This is a genomic window from Paraburkholderia lebeckiae (assembly GCF_014201005.1).
Classification (GTDB): Bacteria; Pseudomonadota; Gammaproteobacteria; order Burkholderiales; family Burkholderiaceae; genus Paraburkholderia; species Paraburkholderia tuberum.
This window is the reverse complement of record NZ_JACHDK010000018.1, coordinates 1-26,094: the sequence shown is the minus strand read 5'-3', so window position 1 is coordinate 26,094 and position 26,094 is coordinate 1. Positions and strand designations below refer to the sequence as shown.

The following is a 26,094-nucleotide window of genomic DNA, read 5'->3' as shown; positions in this document are numbered from 1 at the left end:
CGAATTGATCGACGCGGCAACGGGGCATCCATGCACATGCGTTCAGGGGCGTAGTCAGCCGAGCAGCTTGTCGGGCGTAATGGGCAAATCGCGGATGCGTTTGCCGGTCGCATGCCAGATCGCGTTGCACACTGCCGCGGCCACGCCCACCACGCCGATTTCGCCGACACCTTTGACGCCGAGCGGATTGACGATGTCATCGCGCTCGTCGACGAACAGCACGTCGATCTCGTGAATGTCGGCATTCACCGGCATGTGATATTCGGCGAGATTGTGATTCATCTGCCGTCCTAGCGCGTGATCGAACTGGCCGTGCTCGTGCAGCGCCATGCTGATGCCCCACACGACGCCGCCCGCGACCTGATTGCCCGCCGTCTTCGGATTGACGATGCGTCCTGCCGCGACCGCGCTGACCACGCGCGTCACCCGCACCGTGCCGAGCGCTTCGTCGACGCGCACTTCGGCGAACACCGCCGAATGCGTGCCCATCGAATACGCCTGCTGCTTTTCGTGCGGCTTCACGCTGGCCTGCTCTTCGAGTTCGTCCAGCCCGGCGCGCTGCAACAGCGTCGCAATCGCGATCGAGTCGTCCGCGTGTGGGCCGCACACGAGCCGGTTGTGCTCGCGCCGCACGTGTTCGCGAGTCGCCGACGCGAACCGTGCCCCACCATATTCGCGCGCCAGTTCAACCAGACGGTTGTGCAGGCGCGTACACGCGGCATCGACTGCGCTGCCCACCGACGACACCGTCCATGATCCGCCCTCGATCGGCGCCTTCGGCAGCCGGGTGTCGCCGAGTTCGAAGCTCACGTCGCCGAGCGGCACGCCGAGCGAGTCGGCGGCGATCTGCGTCATCGCGGTGTAGGTTCCGGTGCCGATATCGGCGGTCGAGCTCGACACCTCGACGCGGCCATCGGGCGTCAATACCGCGCGTGCGGTCGCTTCGTTCTGCATCGCGTCCCACGCACCGGTCGCCATGCCCCAGCCGATCAATTCGTTGCCGTCGCGGCGTGCGCGCGCCTCGAGCGGCCGTCCCGCCCAACCGAAGCGGGCCGCGCCTTCGCGATAGCACTCGCGCAGCGCCTTGCTCGAAAACGGCAGATTCCTGTTCGCGTCGCGCTCCGCATAGTTGACGAGCCTCAATTCGAGCGGGTCCATCCGCAATGCCTCGGCCAGTTCGTCCATCGCGACTTCGAGCGCAAAGAGCCCTTGTGTCGCGCCGGGCGCGCGCATGTCGGCCGGTGTCGGCACGTCGAGCTTCACGACCTTGTAGCCCATCGACACGTTGTCGCATCGATACAGTTGCCCCGCCCAGTTGACCACCACGTCGCAGTAGTCCTCGTAGCGCGAGGTTTCCGACACCGCCTCGTGGATCACCGCCTGCAGGCGGCCATCCGCCGACGCGCCGAGCGCGACGCGCTGCACCGTTTGCGGACGATGCGCGAAGGTGAACATCTGCTGCCGGGTCAGCGTGACGCGCACGGGTTTCGTCAGTTCGCGCGCGGCCATCACCGCGAGCGCCAGATGATATTGCGGCCGCAAGCCGGAGCCGAACGCGCCGCCGACGAACGGCGACACCACGTGCACTTCGTCGTCTTTCAAACCGAACACACGCGTCAGATAGCCCTTCGTATTGACGACGCCCTGAGTCTTTTCATAGACGGTCAAGCGTCCTTGCGCATCGGGCACCACGGTGCATCCGTGCATTTCCATCGGATTGTGATACTCCGGTGGTGTCGTGTAGAAAGCGTCCACGCGCGCCTTTGCATCGGCCAAGGCCTTGCGTGGGTCGCCACGCGGGGGCGGAGGCGGATCGAAGCCGCCCTTCTCGGCCGACGGCGGCACGGCGCTCTTCAACGCGGCCTCGATATCGGTCTGGTGCGAGCCGGCCTCGTAACGCACCTGCACCAGCGATGCCGCGTAGCGCGCCAGTTCCAGCGATTGCGCGACCACCAGCGCGACCGGCTGCCCGCTGTACCACACGCGCTCGTCCCACAGCGGCCTCAATGGCGTGCCCCCGGGCGCAATCATGTCCTTGAACGCGTCGACGTCCGACGGCAGCGCCGGGCGCTTGCGATGCGTGAGCACGAGCAGCACGCCGGACAGCGCCTCGGCGGCCGAGGTATCGATCGACACGATCTTGCCCGTCGCGATCGTGCCCGACACGACGACGCCATACACGAGCCCTTCGGCGCAGAACTCGGCGGCATATTGCGCCGCGCCGGTCACTTTGACGGGCCCGTCCACACGCGAATGCGGGACGCCGGTGGCTGGCTTCGGACCGCCTGTCGACGGCAAGGTTTCGGCACGGTTCATCGCGCGGCCTCCTCGAACGAACGTTGTGTGGCCTCGCCGAAGGCGCGCACGATCACGCGCGCCGCGAGTTCGATCTTGAACGCGTTGTCGCGCTGGGCGCGCGCACCGCGCAGCAGCGTCGCCGCGAAATCGCGCAAGCTTCGCGCGTTCAGCGTCTCGCCGCGCAGTGCGGCTTCGGCGGCGGGATCGCGCCACGGCTTGTGCGCGACGCCGCCGAGCGCGCACCGCGCGTCGACGATCCGCGACTCGTCATCGAGTTCGACACCGACCGCGGCCGACACCAGCGCGAACGCATACGATGCGCGGTCGCGCACCTTCACGTACGCGTGATGCGCGGCAAAGCCTTGCGGCGGCAGTTCGATCGCGGCCACGAGTTCGTCGTCGCGCAGGTTGGTGTCGATATGCGGCGTATCGCCGGGCAGCCGGTGAAAATCCGCGAACGGCAGCGTGCGTGCGCCGTCATTGCCGATCAGATGCACGGTGGCGCCGAGCGCCGCCAACGCGACGCACATATCGGACGGATGCACGGCGATGCAGTGCTCGCTCGCACCGAGGATCGCGTGAATGCGGTTCACGCCGTGCAGCGCCGGACAGCCGCTGCCGGGTTCGCGCTTGTTGCACGGCGTGCCAATGTCGTAGAAGTAGTAGCAGCGCGTGCGTTGCAGCAGATTGCCGCCGACCGTCGCGACGTTGCGAATCTGCGGCGACGCGCCCGCCAGGATCGCCTTCGCGAGCAGCGGGTAGCGCGTCGCGACGGTATCGTCATACGCGAGCGCGCTATTGGTGACGAGCGCGCCGATCTTCAGGCCGCCTTGCGCCGACGCTTCGATCTGCCTGAGCGGCAAACGGTTGATGTCGACGAGCAAAGCCGGGCGCGCCACGTCTTCGCACAGCAGGTCGACGAGATTCGTGCCGCCCGCGATGAACGCGGCGCCCGTGTCCGAACGATGCCGTTCGAGCGCATCCTGCACCGCATCGGCGCGCGTGTACGAGAAGCGGTTCATGGCCGCGCTCCAGATTTATTCGCGAGCGCACTGTCTTGCCTTGCGTCCTCATCACCGAAATGCGCAGCGTCGAGAATCGCGGCGACGATGTTCGTATACGCGCCGCAGCGGCACAGATTGCCGCTCATCTGCTCGCGCACATCGTCCGCGCAGCGCGCATGTCCTTCTTCGAGCATCGCGTGCGCCGAGCAGATTTGTCCGGGCGTACAGTAGCCGCACTGGAACGCGTCGTGATCGATGAACGCCTGCTGTAACGGATGCAACGTGTCGCCGTTCGCGAGACCTTCGATCGTCGTGATCGATGCGCCGTCGTACACGACCGCGAGCGCGAGGCAGGTATTGATCCGCTGGCCGTTGACGATCGCCGTACAAGCGCCGCATTGACCGTGATCGCAGCCCTTCTTGGTGCCGCTCAGGTGCGCATGCTCGCGCAGCAGATCGAGCAGCGAGGTCCACGCTTCGACGTCGAAGCGCCGCGTCTCGCCGTTGATCTCGAACGTCAATGCATGCGACGCGGGCGCGTCGTCCCGGGCGGTTTCAGCATCGGGGGTAGCCATCGGATTTCCTCCTCACAAGGCATCGCGCAAGCAATGCGACACGCGACGGAACTCAACGCAACTCAAACCCATGCAAAGCGGCGACAGCGCGCGAGCGCGATGCCGCCGCGGCGTCCGGCGCGTCGCGAGGCAGGCCGACGCGCTCGACGGATCGCTTATTGCCCCGCCCCACTACCCGCGCGCGGCGGCGTCGCGCCTTTGAAGCGCTTGTTGGTGGTTTTCCCATTCCCGCCGCCGGCGACGCCATTGGTGGCGCCCCCCGATTCGCCGACATTGCCGTTCGCATTGTTCGCGCTGGTCGTATCCGGCGTGCGCGACTCTTCCTGGCTTGCGCCGGGTTGCGCGGCAGACTTGCCGTTTTGCATGGACGGATTGGTACCGGTCTGCGCAAAGCCCGCCTGCGCAAAGCCTAGCGCGAGGCAGCCTGAAACGAGCGCGGCACCCAGTTTGACGGATACATCGATCTTCATGGCACTCTCCCTTATGACGTTATGAAAACCCACTGCGCGAACCTCGTACGTGAGCGCAGGCGGCCATGCCGCCATCAGTTCGACAACCTGAATAATCGGCGCGCCGCCCGTTACCGCAATGGTCGCGCCCGAGATGTAGCTCGCTTCATCCGACGCGAGCATCACGTACGCGGCGGCCAGTTCGGCCGGTTGGCCGGGGCGCTTCATCGGCACCTGCTTGCCGAACTGCTCGACCTTGTCGGCCGGCATCGTCGATGGAATCAACGGCGTCCAGATCGGTCCCGGCGCCACGCAGTTCGCGCGAATGCCCTTTTCCGCGAGCAATTGCGCGAGGCCACCGGTGAAGTTCTGGATCGCGCCCTTGGTGGTCGCATACGCGATCAGGCCAGGATTCGGATGATCGGCATTGATCGACGACGTATTGATGATCGCGCCGCCCGGCTTCATATGGCGCACCGCCGCGCGCGTGATCCTGAACATCGCGCCGATGTTGGTATCGAAGGTCTTGTCCCATTCTTCGTCGCTGATCGCATCGAGCGACGGATAGCTCATCTGATACGCGGCGTTGTTGACCACCACGTCGAGCCGGCCGAATGCCTCGATCGCCTTGTCGACGATCGCATCGCGATGCTTGCGATCGCGGATATCGCCGCCCACCAGCACCGCCTTGCGACCCGCGTCCTCGACGCAGCGCGCGGTCTCGCGCGCATCGTCGTCTTCGTCGAGATAGGCGATCAGCACATCCGCACCTTCGCGCGCGAACGCGATCGCGACCGCGCGGCCGATGCCGCTGTCGCCGCCGGTCACGATCGCCGCCTTGCCTGCGAGACGCCCCGATCCTTCATAGGTTTTCTCGCCGTGATCCGGTTGCGGGTTCATGTCGGCCGTGCGGCCGGGCGTGTGGTCCTGCTGCTGTTCAGGAAACGACGGTGCCGGACGTTGCGTGTCGCTCATGTCGGATCTCCTCGGTGCGGATGAACATGGGCGGCGCGCACGATCACGCCGCATCATCGGTCATTCAGCAACGAGTGGGCCTGCATGCGATAGCGAGAGGAAACTCCTGCGCGCCGGGCAGCGCAGGGGCACGCATGGCTTAAGAAACTGCGTTGGACAGAACGGTGGCGGACAGATGGCAGATTGATGACAAACGGATTCGCAGAGCGACGAGTGCGATTTTCTGCCGACGACCGTGCAGAAATAACAGAACTGGCAGTGAGTTTTCGCTAACAACGTGATTCAGATGATGGCTCCGCCGCATGCAACGCCGCTGCCGATTCGAGCACGCGCAGCAGACGCTCGGGTGTCAACGGTTTGGCGCAGTGCGCATCGAAGCCGGCGGCCTTCGCGAGCGCGCGATCGTCGCGCGACGCAAACGCGGTACACGCGACCAGCAGCATGTGTGAAGTCTGCGGATGCGCGCGCAGCCGCCGCGCGAGTTCGAGCCCGTCGAGTCCAGGCATCTTGATGTCGAGCACCACCGCGAACGGCTGCCATTCGCGCGCGGTCTCGCACACGGCAAACGGATCGTCGAGCGCGCGGCATTCGAAGCCGTCGGCCGTCAGTAGCATTTGCAGCGCATCGGCCGCTTCCCGGTAATCGTCGACTACCAGCACGCGACGATGCGCGGCCATCGCATAGCGGATCGGCCGCCATACGAGCACGTCGTCGCTGCTGTCCACGTTGTCGTTGAACACAGTCATTTTTTCTCGCCCTTTTTCATTGGCCCTGAAGGGCATCCGGGCCACACGTGCAAGATTCGATCCCGTTGCGTCTGCCGGACTACGACCGGTTTTCTGTTATTTCCGCTTCGCTCGGACGATGCCGCGGCCAGCACGCCTGGTCGCGCATTCCGACGTTGCAATCACCTGGAATGCGGGATTCAGCGTGCCCATTCATCACGGCGTTTGAATGACGGCGCCTGCGATGTGCGCGCTGCGCAACATCGATCGACGCACTGTCCTTGTGCGGTCCGTCTCGTTCAGAGGCGTCGCACGATATCGGTATTTCAACGGATTGAGGGGTCCACGCAATGCAAGCCGCAATCGTACTTATGGCGCGAATCGATGACGCGGTCTTATCCAAAGAATAAGCGACGATGCCGATAAAAAAATGCTCGACATGTTAGGGGTTTGTGCTCTGCGGGTTATCCCGCACGATTATCGATGAAGCCTTTCAGCATCGCAAGCGTATCGGCGTCGTCGATATGTTTGTCCGTGCGCCAGCGCAGCATGCGTGGAAAACGCACGGCCACGCCGGACTTGTGACGCGAACTCGCTTGTATCCCTTCGAAGCCGATCTCGAACACGAGCGTTGGCGTCACGCTGCGCACGGGACCGAATTTATCGACGGTGGTCTTGCGCACGATCGCATCGACCCGACGCATCTCTTCATCTGTGAGCCCTGAATAGGCCTTCGCGAACGGCACCAACGTGCGCACGCCGTCGGCTTCGTCCCACACCGCGAACGTATAGTCCGTGTAAAGACTCGCGCGACGGCCATGACCGCGCTGCGCGTAAACAAGTACAGCGTCCACCGCATAAGGCTCGATCTTCCATTTCCACCACGTGCCCGACGCCTTGGTACGACCGACGCCGTACATCGACTCGCGCTCCTTGAGCATCAAACCTTCGACGCCGCGCGCGCGGCTCTCGTCGCGCAACGCCGCGAGCGCGGTCCAGTCCGCTGCGAGGACGAGCGGCGATACGCGCAGCAGACCACGCGCGAGCGTGCCGTCGACTGAGCTGGCCAGCGCATCGAGGCGTGCGCGCCGTTCAACGAGCGGGTTCATGCGCTGGTCTTGTCCGTTCGCTTCGAGCAGGTCGTATGCGAGCAGCGCGGCGGGCGAATCCGCGAGTATCTTGCGCGTCAGCGTCTTGCGCGCGATGCGCGGTTGCAGCCGCGCGAACGGCAATGGCGCTGCCGCGCCGGGCTCCCACGCGAGAATCTCGCCATCGATCACGTAGCCATCGGGTAATGACTCGCCCAATGCCGCGACTTCGGGAAAACGATCGGTAATCAGATCCTCGCCGCGCGACCACAACCACACGCGGCCGCCGCGTCTGACGAGTTGCGCGCGTATGCCGTCCCACTTCCACTCGATCAGCCAGTGCGCGGGATCGCCGAGCGTCGCCGGATCGGTCTGCAAGGGATGCGCGAGAAAGAACGGATACGGCAGGCCGAGGTCGCTATCGTGTTCAGGCGCGTGCGCTTGCGAAGCGTCGTCGGTCTGCGGCGCGATCAGACGCAGATAGCGCGCCGCATCGGGCTTCTGTTGCGAATCGGTCCAGCCGACCATTCGTTGCGCGATCCGCTTGTGATCGACGCCGGCCACTTCGGCGAGCGCACGCACCACAAGTTGCCGCGCGACGCCGACACGAAAGCCGCCGCCGATCAGCTTGGTCAGCAGGAAACGACCGCCCCAGTCGAGTTCGTCCCAGTAGCCGAGCAGACGCCTGCGCAACTCGTCGGGCGGCAGGCCGCGCAACGGCAGCATGCGTTGCTCGATCCATTGCGTGAGACCCAGCTCGGAGTTGCGCGACGCGGGCGGCAGGATATGCGCGATGGTCTCGGCCAGATCGCCCACCGCGTGATACGACTCCTCGAACAGCCACTCGGGCAAGCCGGCGCGCTCGCGCGCAATTTCGGTCAGCAAACGCGTCGGCACGAGTTGACGCGGCTTGCCGCCCGCGAGGAAATACGACGCCCATGCCGCGTCTTCGGGGTCGGCCACCGAGAAATAACTGGTCAGCGCCGCGAGCTTGTCGTGCGTCGACGTGGTCGCATCGAGCGCGGTGTAGAGAGCCGCGAAGCGTTTCATACGGTGCCCGTCATGGTTCGCTCGCCGCCGGTGCTTCGTCGGCGCCGGCTGCGTCGGCTTCGACGGTATCGTCGCCGTATTGCGTTTCGAACGCGCTGGCGTGCAGGCCCTGCTCGTTGAGCCAGCGCACCATCGGTTCGATCGAACCATGCGTGACGATCACGCGGGAGGCGCCGCTCTCGCGTATCGCCGTTTGCAAACCCGGCCAGTCCGCGTGATCCGACAGCACGAAGCCACGATCGACGCCGCGCCGGCGACGCGCGCCGCGCAGGCGCATCCAGCCCGACGCGAACGCATCGCTGTAGTCGCCGAAGCGCTTGAGCCACGCGCTGTTCTGCGCGGACGGCGGCGCGACGATCAGCGCCTGTTTGAATACGCCCTTGTCTTTCGCGGCAATCTCGCCGACCAGACCGAGCGCCGGCAGACGCACGCCCGCGTCGCGATACGCGCGATTGAGCGGCTCGAGCGCGCCGTGGCAGAAGATCGGCCCGATCGCCGCATCGACGCTCGCGAGCACGCGTTGCGCCTTGCCGAATGAATAGCAGAACAGCACCGACGCGCGCCCTTCGGAGGCGTTGTGACGCCACCATGAATCGATCGAATCGAACACGCTTTGCGGCGTATCCCAGCGATAGATCGGCAGACCGAACGTCGATTCGGTGATGAACGTATCGCAGCGCACCGGTTCGAACGCGGCGCAGGTCGGATCGGCCTCGAGCTTGTAGTCGCCCGACGCCACCCACACGCGGCCCGCGTATTCGATCCGCACCTGCGCCGAGCCGAGCACGTGCCCGGCCGGATGCAGCGACACGCGCGCCGCGCCGATCGTCAGCGGCTCGCCGTAGTCGAGCGTGTGCAGCGCGATGCCGCGCAGCCGCGACAGCAGCACGCTCGCGCCCGCGCGCGTGGCCAGGTAGCGCTGATGACCGAAACGCGCGTGGTCGGAATGCGCATGTGTGATCACCGCGCGTTCGACCGGCCGCCACGGATCGATGTAAAAATCGCCGGGCGGGCAATACAGTCCCTCCGGCCGCGCGATCACCAGATCGTTGGCTTGCGGCGCGGTGTTGGTCTGACGCGACGACTGATCCATCGGCTGTCCTCGGGAAAGGAACGCGATCTTGCGAACGCGGCCAAGCAAACTATATGCCGCGCCATTGATGGCCCTGTTTCTGCTTACGGTATATAAAGCACACAGGCGTGTCGTGAGCGGCTGCCCTCCGGCAGTGCCCGGCGCGCACCGCGAGGCCTCATGCCGATCCTGCTCGACCAGCAAGCGCTGTATATCGCCAGACATCCCTGGCGCTTCCTGCTGCAAACGCTGAAAGCGTTTCGCGCGAACCAGGGGCTGCTGCTCGCGGGCGCGGTCGCGTACTACGCGTTGCTGTCCATCGTGCCGCTGCTGATCCTGGTCGTCATCGTGCTGTCGCGCGTGGTACCGCAACAGCTGGTGCTCGACGCGCTCTCGCATCTGCTGCGCTGGCTCGTGCCCGGGCAGTCGGCCGCGCTCGTGCGTGAGCTGTCGAATTTTCTTCAGCATCGCGCGGTGATCGGCTGGGTGCTGCTGCTGACGATGATCTTCTTCAGCTCGCTCGCATTCACCGTGCTCGAAAACGCGATGTCGCTGATCTTCGTGCATCGCGTCGTCGTGAAGCGGCGCCACTTCCTGATCTCGGCGCTGCTGCCGTACTGCTACATCCTGTTTCTCGGCGTGGGGCTGCTGATCGTCACGTTCGTGTCAAGCGCGCTCGACACGATCGGCGCAGAAGGACTCAGACTGTTCGGCCTGCATGTGTCGTTGCAGGGCTTCTCGCGAGTGGTGCTGTATCTGTTCGGGCTCGCCGGCGAAATCTTCGTGCTGACCTCGGTGTATCTGGTGATGCCGGTGGGACGTCCGTCGATCAAACACGCGCTGATCGGCGGCGTGGTGGCCGGCGTGTTGTGGGAAATTACCCGGCACGTGCTGGTCTGGTATTTCGCCACGCTGTCGCAGGTCAGCGTCGTCTATGGCTCGTTGACGATGGCGATCGTGATCCTGCTCAGCTTCGAATGGCTCGCCACCTTGCTGCTGTTCGGCGCGCAGGTGATATCGCAATACGAGCGCTTCGGCCGCGAACCGCTCGACGCGCCGCAACCCAAGATCAAGACCGGCTAAGCAAGCCAGTCGCAAGGAACAACCCTTGCTCGCTCGATACCGACCATGGCCGCCGATTTCGCGCGGCGGCATCGACTGGTTATCGAGGGAGCGAGGATCATGGCTGAAACCGTCGGCGACTTCATCATCGGGCGGCTGCATGCATGGGGCGTGCGGCGTATCTACGGCTATCCAGGCGATGGCATCAACGGTGTGTTCGGGGCGTTGAACCGCGCGCAGAGCGAAGCGAAGAAACGCCACAAAAGCACGGATCAGCCGGGCCCGATCGAATTCATCCAGGTTCGACACGAAGAAATGGCCGCTTTCATGGCCGCCGCGCATGCGAAATTCACCGGCGAGTTGGGCGTGTGCATCGCCACCTCGGGGCCGGGCGCATCGCATCTGCTGACGGGGCTGTACGACGCGCGCATGGATCACATGCCAGTGCTCGCGATCGCTGGTCAGCAGGCACGCGCGGCGATCGGCGGACACTATCAGCAGGAGCTCGATCTGCCCGCGATGTTCAAGGACGTGGCCGGCTCGTTCGTCGGCTTTGCGACGATGCCCGCGCAGGTCCGCCATCTGGTCGATCGCGCGGTGCGCATCGCGCTCGCCGAGCGCGCGGTCACGGCGCTGATACTGCCGAACGATCTGCAGGACATCCCCTACGAGCCGCCGGGGCGCAAGCATGGCACGCTGCATTCGGGCATCGGTTACGCGCGCCCGCGCGTCGTGCCGAGCGACGAGCAGTTGCGCCAGGCCGCCGACGTGCTGAACGCGGGCCGCAAGGTCGCGATCCTGGTCGGCGCGGGCGCGCTGCACGCGAGCGACGAAGTGATCGCGATCGCCGAGAAGCTCGGCGCTGGCGTCGCCAAGGCGCTGCTCGGCAAGGCCGCGCTGCCCGACGATCTGCCGTGGGTGACCGGTTCGATCGGCTTGCTCGGCACGAAGCCGAGCTACGACATGATGACCCATTGCGATACGTTGCTGATGATCGGCTCGGGCTTCCCCTACTCGGAATTTCTGCCGAAGGAAGGCGACGCGCGCGGCGTGCAGATCGACATCAAGGCCGACATGCTGAGCCTGCGTTATCCGATGGAAGTGAACCTCGTCGGCGATAGCGCCGAGACGCTGCGCGCGCTGCTGCCGCTACTCGAGGAAAAGAAGGATCGGCTGTGGCGCGAGCGCATCGAAGGCTGGGTGTCCGACTGGTGGAAGACGCTGGAAAAACGCGCGCACGAACCCGCGAAAGATGGCCTGAATCCGCAGCTCTCGGTATGGGAGCTGTCGAAGCGCATTCCCTCGAACGCGATCGTCACCAGCGATTCGGGCTCGGTCGCGAACTGGTACGCACGCGATCTGCAAGTGCAGCGCGGCATGATGTGCTCGCTATCGGGCGGGCTCGCGTCGATGGGCGCGGCCGTGCCCTATGCGATCGCCGCGAAGTTCGCGTACCCCGAGCGGCCCGTGATCGCGCTCGTCGGTGACGGCGCGATGCAGATGAACAACATGGCCGAGCTGATCACGGTCGCGAAGTACTGGCAAGGCTGGAGCGATCCGCGCTGGATCTGCATGGTGCTCAACAATGGCGACCTGAATCAGGTCACATGGGAGCAGCGCGTGATGGAAGGCGATCCGAAGTTCGAGGCCTCGCAGAACATTCCGTCCGTGCCCTATCACCGCTTCGCGGAGATGATCGGTCTGAAGGGTATCTATGTCGACAATCCCGATCAGATGGCCACCGCCTGGGACGACGCGCTCGCGTCGAATCGTCCGGTCGTGATCGAGGTGAAGTCCGATCCGAACGTGCCGCCGCTGCCGCCGCATGTCACGCTCGCGCAGGCCAAAGCGTTCGCCGAGACGTTGATGAAGGGCGACCCCGATCAGGGCAACGTGGTGGTCGAAACGGCGAAGCAGGTGCTCGGTGCCGTGCTGCCGGGGCGTCACGACAAATGACGCGATAGCGGCTCGACGACGCGTGTGCGTGCCAACGTTCGACGCAGAACGTGGCTGGTAAAATGGCGCGCGCTCCGTGCACGCGCTCATTGGGTCTGCTTCGCCGCAGGCCGGTCGCCAGCCCGCCTGAGCCGCCAGTCGCGCATCAAGTCAGCACTATGGCGTCCCGTTCAGCGCCGCACGGATGTTCAATACCGAAGCATTGGGGCTGGCCTGCCCCGACCGGGTGCCTGTGAGTTTCGTGCCCGTGCGTTGCAGCAGATCCAGAAGCGACGTCACACTCACATTCGGGCCGAACTTTTGATGAAGGACAGCAAAGGCGGCCGCTACTTGCGGTGCCGCGAACGATGTGCCCTCGACATAGAACGAGCCGAGACCTTGCCACGGAGCAAGCACATAGTCATAGGTGTTGCGATTGGCGCTGCCGACCGGAGCAAAGAGTGCGACGCGCGGTGAAATGTTGGTATCCGTCGTGGGGGTGGCCGGGTTCACGATGCCCGTCGCGCCTACCGCGATGACATTGTTTCCGCATGTCCACGTACCCGTTCCGTTGACAGCATCGTTGCCCGCCGCCATGACAACGGCAACGCCCTTTGACCTGAGGACGGCAGCGACGGCGTCAATCCGGGCACCATCCGAATTTGCGTCGCATGGAAAATCACCTGCCGCCGACATGCCGTTCGCAGAAATGTTGACCGCCACGATCCGCCCAAGGTCCGGCCGGGGAAGAAGCGCGCCGTTCACGTACCACAGCGCGTTGACTATGGAATCGATGGGCCACCCGGTTGTGTTGCTGGCATCGATACCGGCACCTCCGCCAACCTTGATTGCAATGACATTCGCGCCCGGTGCTGCACCCGTATAGAAGAACTGGGTGCTGCCTTCCCAGCGGGAAGTCTGCTGGCCGACGATTACGCCCGCCGTGGCCGTACCATGGAAATAATGGCAAAGGGCTAGCTGGTTCGTCGCCATGTCTGTTTGCCGGCAGGAGCTGAACGGCGAGTCCGAAGGATAGGAAGACTTTTGCAGCGACGAGAAGTAGTAACTGACGGGCGATCCACTCAGGCTGGATGAAACGGTGGAAGTCGGTAAGTCACAGAGATCGGGAAATATCGCTCCAGCGGTCGCGCCGAAACATGCCTCGCTGATAATTTTCGCTTTCCCGGCAGAGGACTGGAATGCTGGATTGTCGGGGCGAAATGCACCGTCAATGTCGACTACCGTGTAACCCGTTCCGTCGAAGACGTTACCGGCTGCGTCCGTATATTGTCCAGCTACGTTCCCGCCCAGATTCACCGGAATCGTCGCCGAAGCTGGCCAGGCCGGGCCTGCCAGGGCAGTCGGGACAGGGATTACGAAGGTACAGAAAATGGCCGCACTGGCCACGCGACAAGCGTTGATGAATTTTGACAACATGCATTTCCTGAAGACGTTCGGATGGGACAACGCCCGAAGCGCTGTCAATCATTGATGACAGCGACGCGTAGCTATCGCTGTGGCGGCAGGTATCGTGTCCGACGCTATATTTTTTTACAGTCCTTAGCTATAGGAGAACTCTGATCTTCACGTCGTGACGGCGGGCCTCGCCGATGTGCTGTTCGCGCGGCTCTGTCGCATTAACGCGGGGGAGGTAAAGTTCGACGCTGAGGAAAACGCTTTGGCCGCACGATGAAGAAGACACTGACCCCACGAACTACGCTTGCTCCGGGCATCGCCAAGGTTCTGAAGCGGCTGCACTATCCGCTTGAAGTGATGCTGCCGTGCGTGCGGTGGTACGTGGCCCGAATTGATGCACATGACCAAGAAAGGACAGCTGCAATGTTCGGGCAACACTCCGCTGTCTGCCGCCCAGCAATTTTACTCGTTGGTTTCATAAGCCATCCTTCGCATATCGCCTTTGCTTGTGCCACTTGCCTTACTGCGACAGAACCCTCGAAGGCGCGCATGATCTGTCGCGTACGCTGAGCCGGCTTGCCGAGATGCAGTCGCGCGCATATCGCAGCACGCTTGAACGAGGCGGCGAGGACAACGCGCAAGACGCCGGGCATCGCACCCGCGCACATTTCTGCAAGTCTTGCAAAGCGACGGTAAAGCGTGCCAACGCCGTTTCGCGTTGACGCACGCGCCACGGCCCCGCGCGACGCATCGCCGGCCACCCGAAACAAGCCTACACTCAACCATGCCATGCCCCGCGGTACCGGAAAACTCGCCGCCAGATCAGTTCGATGGGCGTGGGCGAACATGTTCGTTCTTCATCGCGCCGCTCTTTCGCGGCAAAGGAGAAGCCATGGAAAAGATCCCAAAAGCCACGGCCTTGTTCATCGCAGGCTTTGGCCCGATTGTGATTGAAACCCAGGCAAGCCGCGATCTCTACGGTCGGGCCTTCGGTATCCCCTTCAAGGAAGAGAACGGCGGCTATCTCCATACGGAGGGTCTCAACGGCGCAAACTCTTTCGCCTTGTGGCCGCTCTCCCACGCCTCTCAGTCGTGCTTCGGCACGGATTCGTGGCCTCGCAACGTACCCATCCCGCAAGCCTGGATCGAATTCGATGTCGACGACGTCGAGGCGGCAACGGCGGAACTTGAATCGCAAGGGTATCGGATGCTGGTCAGGAACCGGAATGAGCCGTGGGGCCAGACGGTCAGTCGCTTCATCGGGCCGGAAGGATTGCTGGTCGGAATCACGTTTACGCCGTGGATGCGGGAAGGGAAATGATGGCGGCCACAGTGGCAGTCTTGCGCGCGCCAGGTTACCCGGTTAGCGCCGAAAATCGATATTCACCATTGTGAATAATGCGCGTAACTATCAGCCACCGCTTTCCTAAACTTGGCATTACGAGACCGCGACGGAAACAGTACGAAAGCATCGTTTGCGTCGAAATCGCAGTCCAACCAAGGAGAAGCGTGTCATGAACAAGGCAACCAGCACATTGATCGCGGCCGTCGCCGCACTCACGCTGTCGGGCAGCGTATATGCACAAAGCAACAACACGCTGGCGACTCCGACCACACAGTCGCCGGCTGCTGCAACGAGTGGCTACGGCGCGCCTGGTGCCAGCAACACGGACAGCGGCGCCGGGTCGCCGACCTCGGGCCAGCCGAATAGCGCGAACAGTAGCTCGACGTCCCGCCCCCCCGCTTACGGGGTTAACAACTCGCTGGCGACCCCAACCACAAAGTCGCCAGCCGGCCAATGAGAGCAATCAAGGCTGGCAACCGGGCGCAAATGAGCGCAAGCGACCAAGCGGTTCAATTTCGTCGGGCGTAGCGTGACCGAATAGCAGCGACTGGCAACACAGATCGCGACGGTAGAAAAAAATGGGTGTGACTGGCCGGTCATAACGCGCAAGAAGGCCGGGTTCGCCCCAACGTTGAATGACCGCTCCGTGGAAAAGCAATGGACCATGACCGGGGAACTGAGCCGGACGCTGTCGGACGCAGTACGGCCCAGCTGCAGCGGTTCGCCATCGCCGTCGCACGGTCACTTGAGCTTCCCCCGAAATTTCGCCTTCCAGTAGGTCGTGTATAAAATCGACCCAAAGGAAGGAAAGAAGAGATGTTCAAGGTACCAAACCAGGTGTACACGGCGGAGTTCAAGGCGGCGGCCGCGCAACGAATCAAGGACGGACCTCGGTCAGTTAATCCGTAGGCTCGGTGATTTGCATCGCCGCTCGAAAACGGCCGCCGTCCCAGTACCCCCTAACTTTCGCACGATCGGCGTGACATCGAACGTTCGCGCTCATCGGTGCCGGTTGTGATCCAGCGCTGCCTTGATTACGACGCGGGGCCGGCGGTCTGCAACCCGCAGCCAGCGAAGACCGTTACTCGCGACGGGTTTCAACCTGCGCTGAAAACCTCCCTCGTCAAAAGTAACCGTCCTCCATGACGAGTTGCGGGCGCATGCTTCTCACCGTCTAGCAGACATTCGTGGATGTCCGGTCACTGATCTACGATCGAACCGAACCGCGGCAAATTCAGTGCGACGAGACATAAGCCGTATCAGCGAATACTGCCGGGATCGCGAAGCTCTCGCGCATACGCTTTGCCTCTGCGGCCGGCGTCAAGCCAAACAGACGCCTGAATTCCCTGCTGAACTGGGACGGGCTCGCATAACCCACAGCATGTCCCGCCGCCTCCGCGGTTAGCTCATTGCGCACCATTAACAGGCGAGCCTGATGAAGGCGCGTCGACTTCACATATTGCATCGGCGACACCTGCGTAATTGCCTTGAAGTGGCTGTGGAAACTCGGAATGCTCATACCCGCTTCGTCGGCCAGTTGCCTCACGTCGAGGGGCTGCCCATAGCTTGCATGAATCAGGCGGAGTGAGCGGCCTATCTGGCCGAACTGTCCTCGCATCGCCAAAGCCTCGCGCAACGCGCCTCCCTGAGCTCCGGTGAGCACCCGGAAATACAGTTCACGCAGCAGCCCGGCGCCCAACACAGCAGATTCGAGTGGCCGATGCATCGCCTCGAGGAAGCGCAGCACGGACGCTTGCATTGCGTCATCCATCGGCGTCGACATCATGCTTTGAGGTGCTGGTGCGCACTCCCCCACGCCTTCGCGGTCGATCCGCTCCGCAAGTTCGGCGGCCAACGCGAAATCGAGGTGCAGATACAGCGCGAGCAGTGGGCGCTCCACGGTTGCGTCGGTCTCCATGCTGAACGGCACGGGCACGGACACGGCCAGGTAGTGACGCTCGTCGTACAGGTAGAGCTGGTCGCCGAAATAACCTCGCTTGCGGCCCTGGCAGACGATCACGATACCCGGGTCGTACAGAACGGGCGTGCGCGATAGCGCCCGGTTCGACCGCAAGATGCGGACGCTCGGCAGTGCCGTCAGGTTGTAGCCCTCGTCGGGCGCCAACGCGCGGAGCAGGACAATCATGCGTTTCTGGCTTCGAGAGGATAAAGCTGGATGCTGGGTCGAAGCGCGTATCGTGTTCATAGTTTTATGCAAGAAAATTAGCGGAATTCGGCTTAATTTGCCTCGCGCGTCAGATTAGTATGCACTCTCCAATCGACATTCGGGAGAAGCTTCAATGGCAACCAGCAAAACTCTGCTCATCACCGGCGTCAGCAGCGGCTTTGGCCGCGCGCTCGCACAGGAAGCGCTGGCGGTGGGTCACAAGGTCGTCGGCACGGTGAGAAGTGCCCAGGCGAAGCATGAATTCGAGTCCTTATCCGCGAATGCCGCTTGGGGACGTGTGCTCGACGTGACCGACTTCGACGCGATCGACGGCGTCGTGGCGGAAATCGAGGCTGGCGTCGGACCAATCGATGTGCTGGTCAACAATGCCGGCTACGGCCACGAGGGCATCATGGAGGAATCGCCGCTCTCGGATATGCGCCGACAGTTCGATGTGAATGTATTTGGTGCGGTCGCCATGATGAAGGCCGTCCTGCCGTTCATGCGTGAGCGCCGCCGCGGCCACATTCTGAATATCACATCGATGGGCGGCTACATCACGATGCCGGGAATCGCTTATTACTGCGGGAGCAAGTTCGCGTTGGAGGGCATCTCCGAGGCGCTTGGCAAAGAGGTCAAGCCCTTCGGTATTGCCGTGACGGCCGTGGCGCCGGGGTCATTTCGCACTGACTGGGCAGGTCGCTCGATGACGCGGACCCCCCGCTCGATTTCGGATTACGACGATATTTTCAATCCCATCCGCCAGGCCCGCGAGGAAAAAAGCGGCAAGCAATTGGGAGATCCCAGGAAAGCGGCGCGCGCAATGCTGGCCGCCATTGCAGCGGATCATCCGCCCACGCGTCTTTTGCTCGGTAGCGACGCACTCGGGCTCGTTCGAGACAAGTTGTCGGCATTGAACGCGGAAATCGATGCCTGGGAGGCTACCACCGTTTCGACGGACGGCTGATCACCGCCGAGGCTGAGAATCTGTCGAGAACCGTATCCCGCGGCGTCGGGTGCGAACGAAGCGATGCTTGCCCGATCTGAAAGTCCGTTGGCAATGCGTAGCAGCCCTTTATTCGTGACACACCGAACGCCGGCTCGGGGTCCGATTGCCGGTCTGGACGCGGCGAAGGGATCAGTGGATCTTTCGAGGCTTCATCGCATGAGTTTCTCGAAGCAAGTCGAAGCGAGCGTGCGCTTTCTCCTGCATCCTCGCCTTGAGCGCAAGCCTCGGCGGATGCCTGCGCGCCCGATGCGGCGGGTGTGTCGCTCGCGGCCTGCCCAGGCTTCTTTAGTGCAGCGTGTAGAGAGTCTGCGGCCCCTCGGCATAGAGGGTCATGGCGACCTTCAGGATCTCATTGCGATTCCGGTCGAAGGAGGCCAGCACCTCGGCTTCGTCAGTACCGAGGGCGGAGTCGAAATGCTTCAGTACGCGGTCTTCCACAAAGAAGGTAATCTCGCGTGCTTTGTCGTATCCCCAGAACCACACGCCATGCCTGATCCCATCATAGCTGCGGCTGGGGTTGGAAAAACTGAGTGCCATGTGTCGTCCTTCGTTCTACGCCTTGGATGGACCGGGTTGCACGCTCACTACCTGCGCGGAGCGCTCCCGCTAGTGCGGATCGCCTTTCATGCTTTCGGCTTCCATCGCGGCATGCAATTCCTCATACGCCTCGATTGGTTCCATGTCCTGATCGACGAACGCGGCTGCGCGCTCAGCGGCGGTCGACGCGTCGCCCGGGATATCGCTCTCGCTGTCGTCTTCGGTACTTGGCGGCAGCAGCATGTCCTCAAGCATCCCGCGCAGTTCGGGAGTATTCCATGGCTTGCCCAGCTTGGCCTTCCTGTTCAGGTAGTGACGAATTTCCGAGTCTTGCTCGGCCGTGAGCGGAAGCCCACGAAAAGTGGGGTCCGAGTTGTGGTGGATCATGATGCGCCTCCCGAGGCGGTTTGCGCCTTCAATGTGGAGATATCAATTTCCTGCGGTGAACATTACAAATTGCATGTGATCGCTGTGCCGCGTGTCCGCGGCCAACCGATTTACTTCTTCTTCTTGGCGACAACTTCGTTCGCAACCCGCGAATGAACCGTGCTGAACGGGTTTGCCGGCACTGACGGCTTCGTGGGTTGCTTGGGCTTTTTCGCTTCGCGAGTGCTGCGTAATTGACTCTTGGCCATGGTGTTGCTCCCGGTGCATTGCGTGACAAGGTGGTATTCCCAGCATACGCGCTTAGTGTGGTCGCGGCGTCAAAATGAACTGATTTGCAGTGTCGCTACGCGGAAAACTGCCAGGATTGGCCCATTTTAGCGAAGCGCAGCCGCGACCGCCTCGTCAATTTGCAGCGCAAAGCGCGCTTCAACATCGGGCACCGCGTAGCCAATTGACAGTTCCAGATACGCGTCGCCTAGCACCAACTGAACGAATGTCGCTGCCCGCAATACAGCAGTCGATTCGTCAAATCGCTTTCGCAGAATTTTTGCCGCGAAGGCACGCACGACCTTTGCGCCATTTTCGTAAAACACCTGGCCGAGTTCCGGAAGACGCTCCGCCTCAGCAACGATGGCCCGGTAAAGCCGCAGATTGTCGAGCGCGATAAGGTTTCGTGCCAACACCCATCCCAACTCGCGCAACTCGATTTCGGGCGATCCATCGGATTGCTCGTCCCGAGCGCTGGCAAGAAGTCCACCCACCTGAGCGCACATCGAGCTCACCAGTCCAACGAAGAGCGCCTCCTTCGACTTGAAGTGGCGGTAGACCGTCTGTTTGCCGACGCCAGCGGCCGCGGCGACATCGTCCATTGTGGCCAGGCCGAAACCTTGGCTTAAAAAGACGGCTTTCGCGCCTTCGAGGATGGCGGACCGCTTACGGCGTTGCAGCGGGCTCAGGTCGGGGAAAGAGTGCGTGTTCATCCGAGATAGATAACAGATCGCCGACTAGTTGACAAGACTGGTCAGTCTCGTTTAGATTCGCCAAACGAGACCGGCAAGTCTCGTTCATGTGACTTATCAATTTCGCGGGCAATCATCGAGGAGAACGCTATGGAACTGTTCATTACAGGTGGTACTGGCTACATCGGGCAAGCGGTCGCGCGCAAGGCAATCAGCCGCGGCCATCAGGTGACGGCGCTGGTGCGCCAGGACAGGTCGGCGGCCGCCAGCGCGCTGGCACGTCTCGGCGTGAAACTGCATTCCGGCGACCTGCGTGAGCCACAATCTTTCGCTGCGACTGCCGGTGTCGCTGATGGCGTGGTGCACATGGCATCGACCAGTGATGCTTCCGCCGGTGCCGTTGACGAGGCTGCGGCTGTAGCGATGCTTTCGCATTTGCAGCCGGGCGCGGCGTTTGTCTATACGTCGGGCACCTGGGTCTACGGCAATACGGAGGGGGAGCCCGCGACTGAAGCTTCGGCGCTGAACCCGACACCACTTGTCGCCTGGCGGCCCGCAGTGGAGCGACATGTGCGGGCGCTAGCGGCGAGCCGCTCGATTGTCGCAGTGATTCTCAGGCCTGCGATGGTGCACGGCTACGGCGGCGGCGTCTTCGGCATGCTTGCCGGGATGGTCCGTCAGACCGGCAGTGTGAGGATCGTCGGCGATGGTCGCGATCACTGGCCTGCCGTTCACGTCGACGATCTCGCCGCGGCTTACCTGAGCGCGGTGGAACAGGCGGCAAGCGGGGACGATCGAGTCACGGGACAGATCTTCAACGTGGTCGCGGAAGATGCCGTTGCCGTTGCCGAAATGGGTGAAGCGATTCGGGCTTCGGTCGGCGCCGATCGCGTCGAACTCTGGTCGCTCGACGATGCTCGCAAATCGCTTGGACTGTTCGCTGACGCACTGGCGCTCGACCAGACAGTAAGCGGCCAGCATGCCCGGCGAGTTCTTGCGTGGGAGCCCCATGGCCCCGGCCTGATTGCGGACCTCTCTGCACAAAAACACTTTCAGCAAATCAACGGAGCATGACGATGGCGTGGAACAGTGCGTCTTTAGAATCGATCCTCGCGACGATCGTAGCGGTTCTGTTCGCGGTTGCTGGGGTGGTCAATCTCGTAAGACCCGGCGCGGTGAAGCGCGACTTCGCACGCTGGGGTTATCCGGCATGGTTTCAGTGGCTCTGTGGCGCTCTCGAGTTGTTGAGTGCGGCACTTCTTCTTGGACAACAAACCAGAGTCGTAGGCCTAACGCTGGCCGGTGCGATCATGATCGGTGCGCTCTTCACGTTGCTACGAAACCGGGAGCCGTTCCGGCATCTCGCCCCGGCGCTGATCTTCTCGGCTCTCATCGTGGTTACTGTGGCGGTCCGCGGTTGAGGCTTCCTTGTCACCAGGCGAGTGAGCCCGGGACGCTAACAGGCCGCGCGGGCAATCCGTGCTGCAGGTACTTGAAATACGCACACGGATAGCTGCATTGGACCAACTCCGGTCTGATAACGTGCGTCATGCGTCCGCTTTTTGTAGCGAAGCCTTCCAGGTTAATTCTTGACAAATCAATATGCCTACCTACCCTTAGCAGAACTTGGCAACAGCTCAATCGCGTGCGCACAACCAGTAAGGCAACGACTGTTCGGGGAGATGCTTTCCAAAGTCAACGTCGATGGGTCGGTCTCCCGAAGTCAAGCTCGCTTGACTTGGCAAACTTCCACCGGCAGGTAACGGAGGGTCGTCGTGGCGGCAAGAACGATTCATCGCGCATCGTTAAGCACGTTGGCCGGGGGCGCGCACGGTCGATTGACAATTCCGCTGACGACGCGGCATCAGCGACTCAACCCTTTCTGCATCCTCCATGCCATATGGCTCATGGGCCTGGCACCCGTGCCGGCATTGGCGCAGCAGACGGTGACTGAACGGCCCAATCTCTCCGGGAGCGAAACGATCGACACTCCCGCCAACAACGTCCTGTTTGTTGGCACCGATAACACGAGCACCAGCTTCTCCGGCGCGATCAACAATGCTGGCGTTGCGAGCGATCCAGCGTCGCAACAAGGCCAGTTTGTCAAAACGGGAGGCGGAACACTGACGCTCGACGGCGCAAGGATCCGGGGGGGCTCCGCATTCGTGATTGGCGGCGGACTGGCAGTGACGAGCAGCGACGCCGCCATCGACTATCTTTCGCTGGGCCTGGGCAATGCCCCAACTCTTCCCGGATCGACGTCGTCTGGCACGTTGAACGTGAGCGGCGGCACGCTCACGTTCAACTCCGCGCTCCAGGTCGGCGACTTCGGCGGCACGGGCACGGTTACGCAGACCGCGGGCAACGTCGTCTTCGGTATGCCGGGCACGCCGGTGTCGCTGAACATCGGCAACCAGGGCGGTACGGGCACCTACAACCTGGCGGGCGGAACGGTCACATTCGGCAACAGCACCACCGACTTCATGACGCTCGGCCGCAATACGCAAGGCAGCCCGAGCAGCGGCACGCTCAACCTGAGCGGCGGCACCTTCAACGTGGCTAATGGGACGCTGTTCATCGGCTCGAACGTCGTGTCCTCGGGTAGCCAGGGCACCGGTACGATCAACCAGACCGGCGGTACTCTTGCAATCGGCAGCGCGTCGAGACTGTTCCTCGCGGCGGCCGGCAACGGCACGTATAACCTGTCGGGCGGCACCCTGCAGATTGGCGGAAGTTCGCTGTTCGGCGACTTCAACAATCTGGGTGGCACCTATGCATTCAATCTCGGTGGAGGAACGATACAGGTGGTGGGTTCGGCGCTGAGCGCAGGCGTCAACGCAACGCTGGTCGGAGGCACGACGTCGACCATCGACACCAACGGCATGGGCGCGACATGGTCCGGCGTGCTCTCCGGAAGCGGGGCACTGGCCAAAGCCGGCAACGGCGTGCTCACGCTGACCAATGCGAATACCTATACCGGCATGACGACCATCTCTGCCGGCACGCTGGCGCTGACGGGAAGCGGCAGCATCAATTTGACCAGCGGGATGTTAAACAACGGCACCTTCGATATTTCGGGCGTCACAACCACTCCGATTCCGGGGGTCGCGACGGGTGTCGTGCCGCTGCCGAACCTGTCGGGCAGCGGCACCGTGATCGACGGCACGAACATACTGGTGGTTGGCACCGATAACACGAGCACCAGTTTCGCCGGCACGATCATCAATGCCGGCACGGCGAGCGACGCGCTGCACGGCATCTTCGTCAAGACTGGCGCAGGGACGTTCACGATCAACGGTGCGCGGATTCAGGGCGGCTCGGCTTTTGTGGTGGGCGGTGGACTAGCGGTCTCCAGCGGCGGCACCGCGATCGACTATCTTTCGCTGGGCCTCGGCAATTCCCTCGCGACGCAGGTCCCCGGATCGACGTCGTCTGGCACGTTGAACGTGAGCGGCGGCACGCTCACGTTCAACTCCGCGCTCCAGGTCGGCGACTTCGGCGGCACGGGCACGGTTACGCAGACCGCGGGCAACGTCGTCTTCGGTATGCCGGGCACGCCGGTGTCGCTGAACATCGGCAACCAGGGCGGCACGGGCACCTACAACCTGGCGGGCGGAACGGTCACATTCGGCAACAGCACCACCGACTTCATGACGCTCGGCCGCAATACGCAAGGCAGCCCGAGCAGCGGCACGCTCAACCTGAGCGGCGGCACCTTCAACGTGGCTAACGGGACGCTGTTCATCGGCTCGAACGTCACGTCCACGGGTAGCCAGGGCACCGGTACGATCAACCAGACCGGCGGTACTCTTGCAATCGGCAGCGCGTCGAGACTGTTCCTCGCGGCGGCCGGCAACGGCACGTATAACCTGTCGGGCGGCACCCTGCAGATTGGCGGAAGTTCGCTGTTCGGCGACTTCAACAATCTGGGTGGCACCTATGCATTCAATCTCGGTGGAGGAACGATACAGGTGGTGGGTTCGGCGCTGAGCGCAGGCGTCAACGCAACGCTGGTCGGAGGCACGACGTCGACCATCGACACCAACGGCATGGGCGCGACATGGTCCGGCGTGCTCTCCGGAAGCGGGGCACTGGCCAAGGCCGGCAACGGCGTGCTCACGTTATCCGGCCAGAACACCTTTACCGGTCCGACCAACGTTCGCAATGGCGTGCTCAATCTGACCGGCTCGTTGCAGTCGCCGGTCAATGTGGAGGCGAACGGAACCCTGGGCGGTACAGGAACGGACTTGAACACCGTCACCAATGCCGGAACGGTCGAGCCGGGCTTCGGGCTCCCGGCAGGGCAATTCGGTGCGATGACTGTCAAAAATTTCGTGGGTGCCGGCGGCACGCTCGCGCTGCGCACGTTCCTCGGTCTGGATGGCTCGCCGTCGGACAGACTCATCATCAACGGCGGCAGCGCCGACCCTTCAGCCGTACGCATCACGAACGCAGGCGGCTCCGGTGGGTTGACGACGGGGAACGGCATTCTCGTCGTCGAGACAACCAACGGTGGCACCACGGCGTCGGACGCCTTTACGCTCGTCGGCGAGGCGCGCGGTGGCGCCGAAGACTATCGTTTGTTTCGCGGCGGCCTCAACAGCAGCAATCCCGAGGACTGGTTTCTGCGCTCGTCGTTCGTCGTGCCGCCCCCACCCGAGGGAGGCGAAGAGGAACCGGGAACTGGACCTGGCACCGAGCCCCCGTCGGATCCGCTGCCGCCAGGCGTCTACCCGATCATCGGGCCGGAACTGGCCACCTATGGCGTAGTTCAACCGGTCGCCCGGCAGATGGGTGTCGAGATGCTCGGGACGCTCCATGAGCGCATCGGCGACACGCTCACGACGGAGAGCGGCGGCGCGGGCTGGGCAAACTCCGCCTGGGGACGCGTGTTCGGCGGCCAGATCGACAACCGCTACGGGGCTTACGCCGATCCGCGCGTGAGCGGCGGAGTCGGAGGCGTGCAGACCGGTCTCGACATATGGCGTGGAAGCGTCTGGCCCGGTCATCGCGACGCTGCAGGCGTCTACTTTGCATACGGCTACGGCAGTGCAGATGTCGATGGCCTGGTCACCAACGCAACGGCAACCGGATACACGCTGGAGCACACCGGCTCAATGCATCTGAATGCATATACAGGCGGAGGCTACTGGACGCACTACGGCCCCAGTGGCTGGTATGTCGATGCGGTTGTGCAGGGTACGCACTACGACGGCGCCGCGACCACTCAGTTTGCGAATCTGCCGGTCCGGGGTACGGGCTTCGCGACGTCACTCGAGGGGGGCTATCCGATCCCGCTGCCGCTCGGCCCGGGTTTCGAGCTGGAGCCGCAGGCGCAGATCATCTGGCAGCACGTGTCGTTCTCCGACGCGAACGATGGTCTGGGTGAAGTCTCCCTCGGCTCCACTTCGGGCGCGAGTGGCCGGCTCGGCGTGCGCGGGAAGTGGACCATCGAAGGCAGCCAGGGAGCGGTGTGGCAGCCGTATGTGCGTGCCAACCTGTGGCGGGATTTCAATGCCCAGGCCACCACGACCTTCGCCAATGACCGGGTGCCGCTGAATGTGCAGGCCACGCGACTGGAGCTCGCCGGCGGTGTCACCGCCAGGATCAAGGAGCGGCTGAACCTTTACGGACAGTTCGGCTACCAGTTCGCCGTGAGTGGAGACAGCAATGTCCGCCGTAGTGGCGTCGAGGGCGATCTCGGCGTGCGCTACCAATGGTAGGGCCTCTAAACGTGCAAGGTGTCCTACATCCCGACCTTCAGGTCGTGGATGCACAAATGCAGGCAGGCAAAGGAGACCTATAACTGCCTTGCCAGTCCTGATATCAAGAGTCGACTTCGGTCGAGAAGTCGTCAGCGATCGCCCCGGCGACCGGCCGAAGTGCATCAAAAACAGCCTCGCAAGCGGCTTGCTTCTGCGACTTCAATACTTGCCGTGTCGATCTCTAGGGTCTGTTTACATTTGACGAAATGTGTTTACATCTTGTTTTTTGCAATTGCAAGACGGGATGATTCGCACGTTACTAAGCGACAAGGTATG

The 26,094-nt window shown here is 62.9% G+C and carries 20 protein-coding genes and 4 pseudogenes; 11 read left to right on the top strand and 13 right to left on the bottom strand.

Features of this window, described 5'->3' with window-relative positions; genetic code table 11:
• Positions 1-54: 54 nt before the first annotated feature.
• The 7 genes and pseudogenes from HDG39_RS26305 to HDG39_RS26275 form a co-directional block, all read right to left on the bottom strand.
• On the bottom strand, positions 55-2,316 hold the full coding sequence (locus tag HDG39_RS26305; RefSeq protein ID WP_184009934.1) for a xanthine dehydrogenase family protein molybdopterin-binding subunit: 2,262 nt from the start codon (positions 2,314-2,316) through the stop codon (positions 55-57).
• Positions 2,313-3,320 (bottom strand): FAD binding domain-containing protein, encoded by a 1,008-nt coding sequence (locus tag HDG39_RS26300; RefSeq protein ID WP_184009932.1) that lies wholly within the window; start codon positions 3,318-3,320, stop codon positions 2,313-2,315. Before HDG39_RS26300 ends, HDG39_RS26305 begins: the two co-directional genes overlap by 4 nt.
• Entirely contained in the window at positions 3,317-3,877 is a 561-nt protein-coding gene (locus HDG39_RS26295) for a (2Fe-2S)-binding protein (protein WP_184009930.1), read from the bottom strand. Before HDG39_RS26295 ends, HDG39_RS26300 begins: the two co-directional genes overlap by 4 nt.
• 560 nt (positions 3,878-4,437) lie before the next feature.
• Positions 4,438-5,301, bottom strand: a pseudogene (locus tag HDG39_RS26290) (glucose 1-dehydrogenase); the annotation flags it as partial.
• A gap of 269 nt (positions 5,302-5,570) precedes the next feature.
• Positions 5,571-6,047 carry a response regulator gene (locus HDG39_RS26285; protein ID WP_184009928.1) on the bottom strand — a complete coding sequence of 159 codons (477 nt, stop codon included), beginning with the start codon at positions 6,045-6,047 and terminating at the stop codon, positions 5,571-5,573.
• Between the two features lie 443 nt (positions 6,048-6,490).
• On the bottom strand, positions 6,491-8,164 hold the full coding sequence (locus tag HDG39_RS26280) for an ATP-dependent DNA ligase (protein ID WP_184009926.1): 1,674 nt from the start codon (positions 8,162-8,164) through the stop codon (positions 6,491-6,493).
• Positions 8,165-8,174: 10 nt separating this feature from the next.
• Positions 8,175-9,257, bottom strand: coding sequence for a ligase-associated DNA damage response exonuclease (locus HDG39_RS26275; RefSeq protein ID WP_184009924.1), 1,083 nt, complete (start codon positions 9,255-9,257; stop codon positions 8,175-8,177).
• Between the two features lie 159 nt (positions 9,258-9,416).
• On the opposite strand from HDG39_RS26275, the gene HDG39_RS26270 reads away from it, so the two are divergent.
• Together HDG39_RS26270 and HDG39_RS26265 are read left to right on the top strand one after the other, a co-directional pair.
• Positions 9,417-10,319, top strand: a complete 903-nt coding sequence (locus HDG39_RS26270; protein WP_184009922.1) for a YihY/virulence factor BrkB family protein — start codon at positions 9,417-9,419, stop codon at positions 10,317-10,319.
• Between the two features lie 99 nt (positions 10,320-10,418).
• Positions 10,419-12,254, top strand: a complete 1,836-nt coding sequence (locus HDG39_RS26265) for a thiamine pyrophosphate-requiring protein (protein WP_184009920.1) — start codon at positions 10,419-10,421, stop codon at positions 12,252-12,254.
• Positions 12,255-12,410: 156 nt separating this feature from the next.
• Here the strand turns inward: HDG39_RS26265 and HDG39_RS26260 are convergent, their stop codons facing one another.
• Positions 12,411-13,670, bottom strand: coding sequence for a S8 family serine peptidase (locus HDG39_RS26260; protein WP_184009918.1), 1,260 nt, complete (start codon positions 13,668-13,670; stop codon positions 12,411-12,413).
• Positions 13,671-13,922: 252 nt separating this feature from the next.
• Between HDG39_RS26260 and HDG39_RS26255 the strand changes: the two are divergent.
• The 5 genes and pseudogenes from HDG39_RS26255 to HDG39_RS26245 all read left to right on the top strand — a co-directional run.
• Positions 13,923-14,036 (top strand): annotated as a pseudogene (locus HDG39_RS26255) (IS6 family transposase); the annotation flags it as partial.
• A 1-nt stretch (position 14,037) separates the two neighbouring features.
• Positions 14,038-14,130: pseudogene (locus HDG39_RS35930) on the top strand (IS6 family transposase); the annotation flags it as partial.
• A 55-nt stretch (positions 14,131-14,185) separates the two neighbouring features.
• Positions 14,186-14,371: pseudogene (locus HDG39_RS35240) on the top strand (hypothetical protein); the annotation flags it as partial.
• Positions 14,372-14,541: 170 nt separating this feature from the next.
• Entirely contained in the window at positions 14,542-14,970 is a 429-nt protein-coding gene (locus HDG39_RS26250; protein WP_184009916.1) for a VOC family protein, read from the top strand.
• Positions 14,971-15,163: 193 nt separating this feature from the next.
• The gene (locus HDG39_RS26245) at positions 15,164-15,451 is read left to right on the top strand and encodes a hypothetical protein (protein WP_184009913.1); all 288 of its coding nucleotides are present in this window, start codon (positions 15,164-15,166) and stop codon (positions 15,449-15,451) included.
• Between the two features lie 777 nt (positions 15,452-16,228).
• Here the strand turns inward: HDG39_RS26245 and HDG39_RS26240 are convergent.
• Positions 16,229-17,140 carry an AraC family transcriptional regulator gene (locus HDG39_RS26240; protein ID WP_260328266.1) on the bottom strand — a complete coding sequence of 304 codons (912 nt, stop codon included), beginning with the start codon at positions 17,138-17,140 and terminating at the stop codon, positions 16,229-16,231.
• 154 nt (positions 17,141-17,294) lie between these two features.
• Here HDG39_RS26240 and HDG39_RS26235 point away from each other — a divergent pair, with 154 nt between their 5' ends.
• On the top strand, positions 17,295-18,128 hold the full coding sequence (locus HDG39_RS26235; protein WP_018425165.1) for an oxidoreductase: 834 nt from the start codon (positions 17,295-17,297) through the stop codon (positions 18,126-18,128).
• Between the two features lie 327 nt (positions 18,129-18,455).
• Here the strand turns inward: HDG39_RS26235 and HDG39_RS26230 are convergent, their stop codons facing one another.
• The 4 genes from HDG39_RS26230 to HDG39_RS26215 form a co-directional block, all read right to left on the bottom strand.
• Positions 18,456-18,707, bottom strand: coding sequence for a DUF1488 family protein (locus tag HDG39_RS26230; protein ID WP_018425166.1), 252 nt, complete (start codon positions 18,705-18,707; stop codon positions 18,456-18,458).
• A 69-nt stretch (positions 18,708-18,776) separates the two neighbouring features.
• Entirely contained in the window at positions 18,777-19,094 is a 318-nt protein-coding gene (locus HDG39_RS26225; protein ID WP_184009910.1) for a hypothetical protein, read from the bottom strand.
• A 110-nt stretch (positions 19,095-19,204) separates the two neighbouring features.
• Positions 19,205-19,342, bottom strand: coding sequence for a hypothetical protein (locus tag HDG39_RS26220; protein WP_184009908.1), 138 nt, complete (start codon positions 19,340-19,342; stop codon positions 19,205-19,207).
• 126 nt (positions 19,343-19,468) lie between these two features.
• Positions 19,469-20,074 carry a TetR/AcrR family transcriptional regulator gene (locus tag HDG39_RS26215; protein ID WP_184009907.1) on the bottom strand — a complete coding sequence of 202 codons (606 nt, stop codon included), beginning with the start codon at positions 20,072-20,074 and terminating at the stop codon, positions 19,469-19,471.
• A 129-nt stretch (positions 20,075-20,203) separates the two neighbouring features.
• On the opposite strand from HDG39_RS26215, the gene HDG39_RS26210 reads away from it, so the two are divergent.
• From HDG39_RS26210 to HDG39_RS26200, 3 genes are all read left to right on the top strand, one after another.
• Positions 20,204-21,127, top strand: coding sequence for an NAD-dependent epimerase/dehydratase family protein (locus HDG39_RS26210; protein WP_184009905.1), 924 nt, complete (start codon positions 20,204-20,206; stop codon positions 21,125-21,127).
• A gap of 2 nt (positions 21,128-21,129) precedes the next feature.
• Positions 21,130-21,474 (top strand): DoxX family protein, encoded by a 345-nt coding sequence (locus HDG39_RS26205; RefSeq protein WP_184009903.1) that lies wholly within the window; start codon positions 21,130-21,132, stop codon positions 21,472-21,474.
• Between the two features lie 486 nt (positions 21,475-21,960).
• On the top strand, positions 21,961-25,776 hold the full coding sequence (locus tag HDG39_RS26200) for an autotransporter outer membrane beta-barrel domain-containing protein (protein WP_184009901.1): 3,816 nt from the start codon (positions 21,961-21,963) through the stop codon (positions 25,774-25,776).
• Positions 25,777-26,094 lie beyond the last annotated feature (318 nt).

Bases quoted from the DNA above. Each gene is read 5' to 3' on its own strand.
- HDG39_RS26270 (WP_184009922.1), top strand. From the start codon at position 9,417: ATGCCGATCCTGCTCGACCAGCAAGCGCTGTATATCGCCAGACATCCC.
- HDG39_RS26295 (WP_184009930.1), bottom strand. From the start codon at position 3,877: ATGGCTACCCCCGATGCTGAAACCGCCCGGGACGACGCGCCCGCGTCG.
- HDG39_RS26230 (WP_018425166.1), bottom strand. From the start codon at position 18,707: ATGGCACTCAGTTTTTCCAACCCCAGCCGCAGCTATGATGGGATCAGG.
- HDG39_RS26215 (WP_184009907.1), bottom strand. From the start codon at position 20,074: ATGAACACGCACTCTTTCCCCGACCTGAGCCCGCTGCAACGCCGTAAG.
- HDG39_RS26280 (WP_184009926.1), bottom strand. From the start codon at position 8,164: ATGAAACGCTTCGCGGCTCTCTACACCGCGCTCGATGCGACCACGTCG.
- HDG39_RS26235 (WP_018425165.1), top strand. From the start codon at position 17,295: ATGGCAACCAGCAAAACTCTGCTCATCACCGGCGTCAGCAGCGGCTTT.
- HDG39_RS26240 (WP_260328266.1), bottom strand. From the start codon at position 17,140: ATGATTGTCCTGCTCCGCGCGTTGGCGCCCGACGAGGGCTACAACCTG.
- HDG39_RS26200 (WP_184009901.1), top strand. From the start codon at position 21,961: ATGGGCCTGGCACCCGTGCCGGCATTGGCGCAGCAGACGGTGACTGAA.
- HDG39_RS26225 (WP_184009910.1), bottom strand. From the start codon at position 19,094: ATGATCCACCACAACTCGGACCCCACTTTTCGTGGGCTTCCGCTCACG.
- HDG39_RS26285 (WP_184009928.1), bottom strand. From the start codon at position 6,047: ATGACTGTGTTCAACGACAACGTGGACAGCAGCGACGACGTGCTCGTA.
- HDG39_RS26250 (WP_184009916.1), top strand. From the start codon at position 14,542: ATGGAAAAGATCCCAAAAGCCACGGCCTTGTTCATCGCAGGCTTTGGC.
- HDG39_RS26220 (WP_184009908.1), bottom strand. From the start codon at position 19,342: ATGGCCAAGAGTCAATTACGCAGCACTCGCGAAGCGAAAAAGCCCAAG.
- HDG39_RS26210 (WP_184009905.1), top strand. From the start codon at position 20,204: ATGGAACTGTTCATTACAGGTGGTACTGGCTACATCGGGCAAGCGGTC.
- HDG39_RS26275 (WP_184009924.1), bottom strand. From the start codon at position 9,257: ATGGATCAGTCGTCGCGTCAGACCAACACCGCGCCGCAAGCCAACGAT.
- HDG39_RS26265 (WP_184009920.1), top strand. From the start codon at position 10,419: ATGGCTGAAACCGTCGGCGACTTCATCATCGGGCGGCTGCATGCATGG.
- HDG39_RS26245 (WP_184009913.1), top strand. From the start codon at position 15,164: ATGAACAAGGCAACCAGCACATTGATCGCGGCCGTCGCCGCACTCACG.
- HDG39_RS26305 (WP_184009934.1), bottom strand. From the start codon at position 2,316: ATGAACCGTGCCGAAACCTTGCCGTCGACAGGCGGTCCGAAGCCAGCC.
- HDG39_RS26260 (WP_184009918.1), bottom strand. From the start codon at position 13,670: ATGTTGTCAAAATTCATCAACGCTTGTCGCGTGGCCAGTGCGGCCATT.
- HDG39_RS26205 (WP_184009903.1), top strand. From the start codon at position 21,130: ATGGCGTGGAACAGTGCGTCTTTAGAATCGATCCTCGCGACGATCGTA.
- HDG39_RS26300 (WP_184009932.1), bottom strand. From the start codon at position 3,320: ATGAACCGCTTCTCGTACACGCGCGCCGATGCGGTGCAGGATGCGCTC.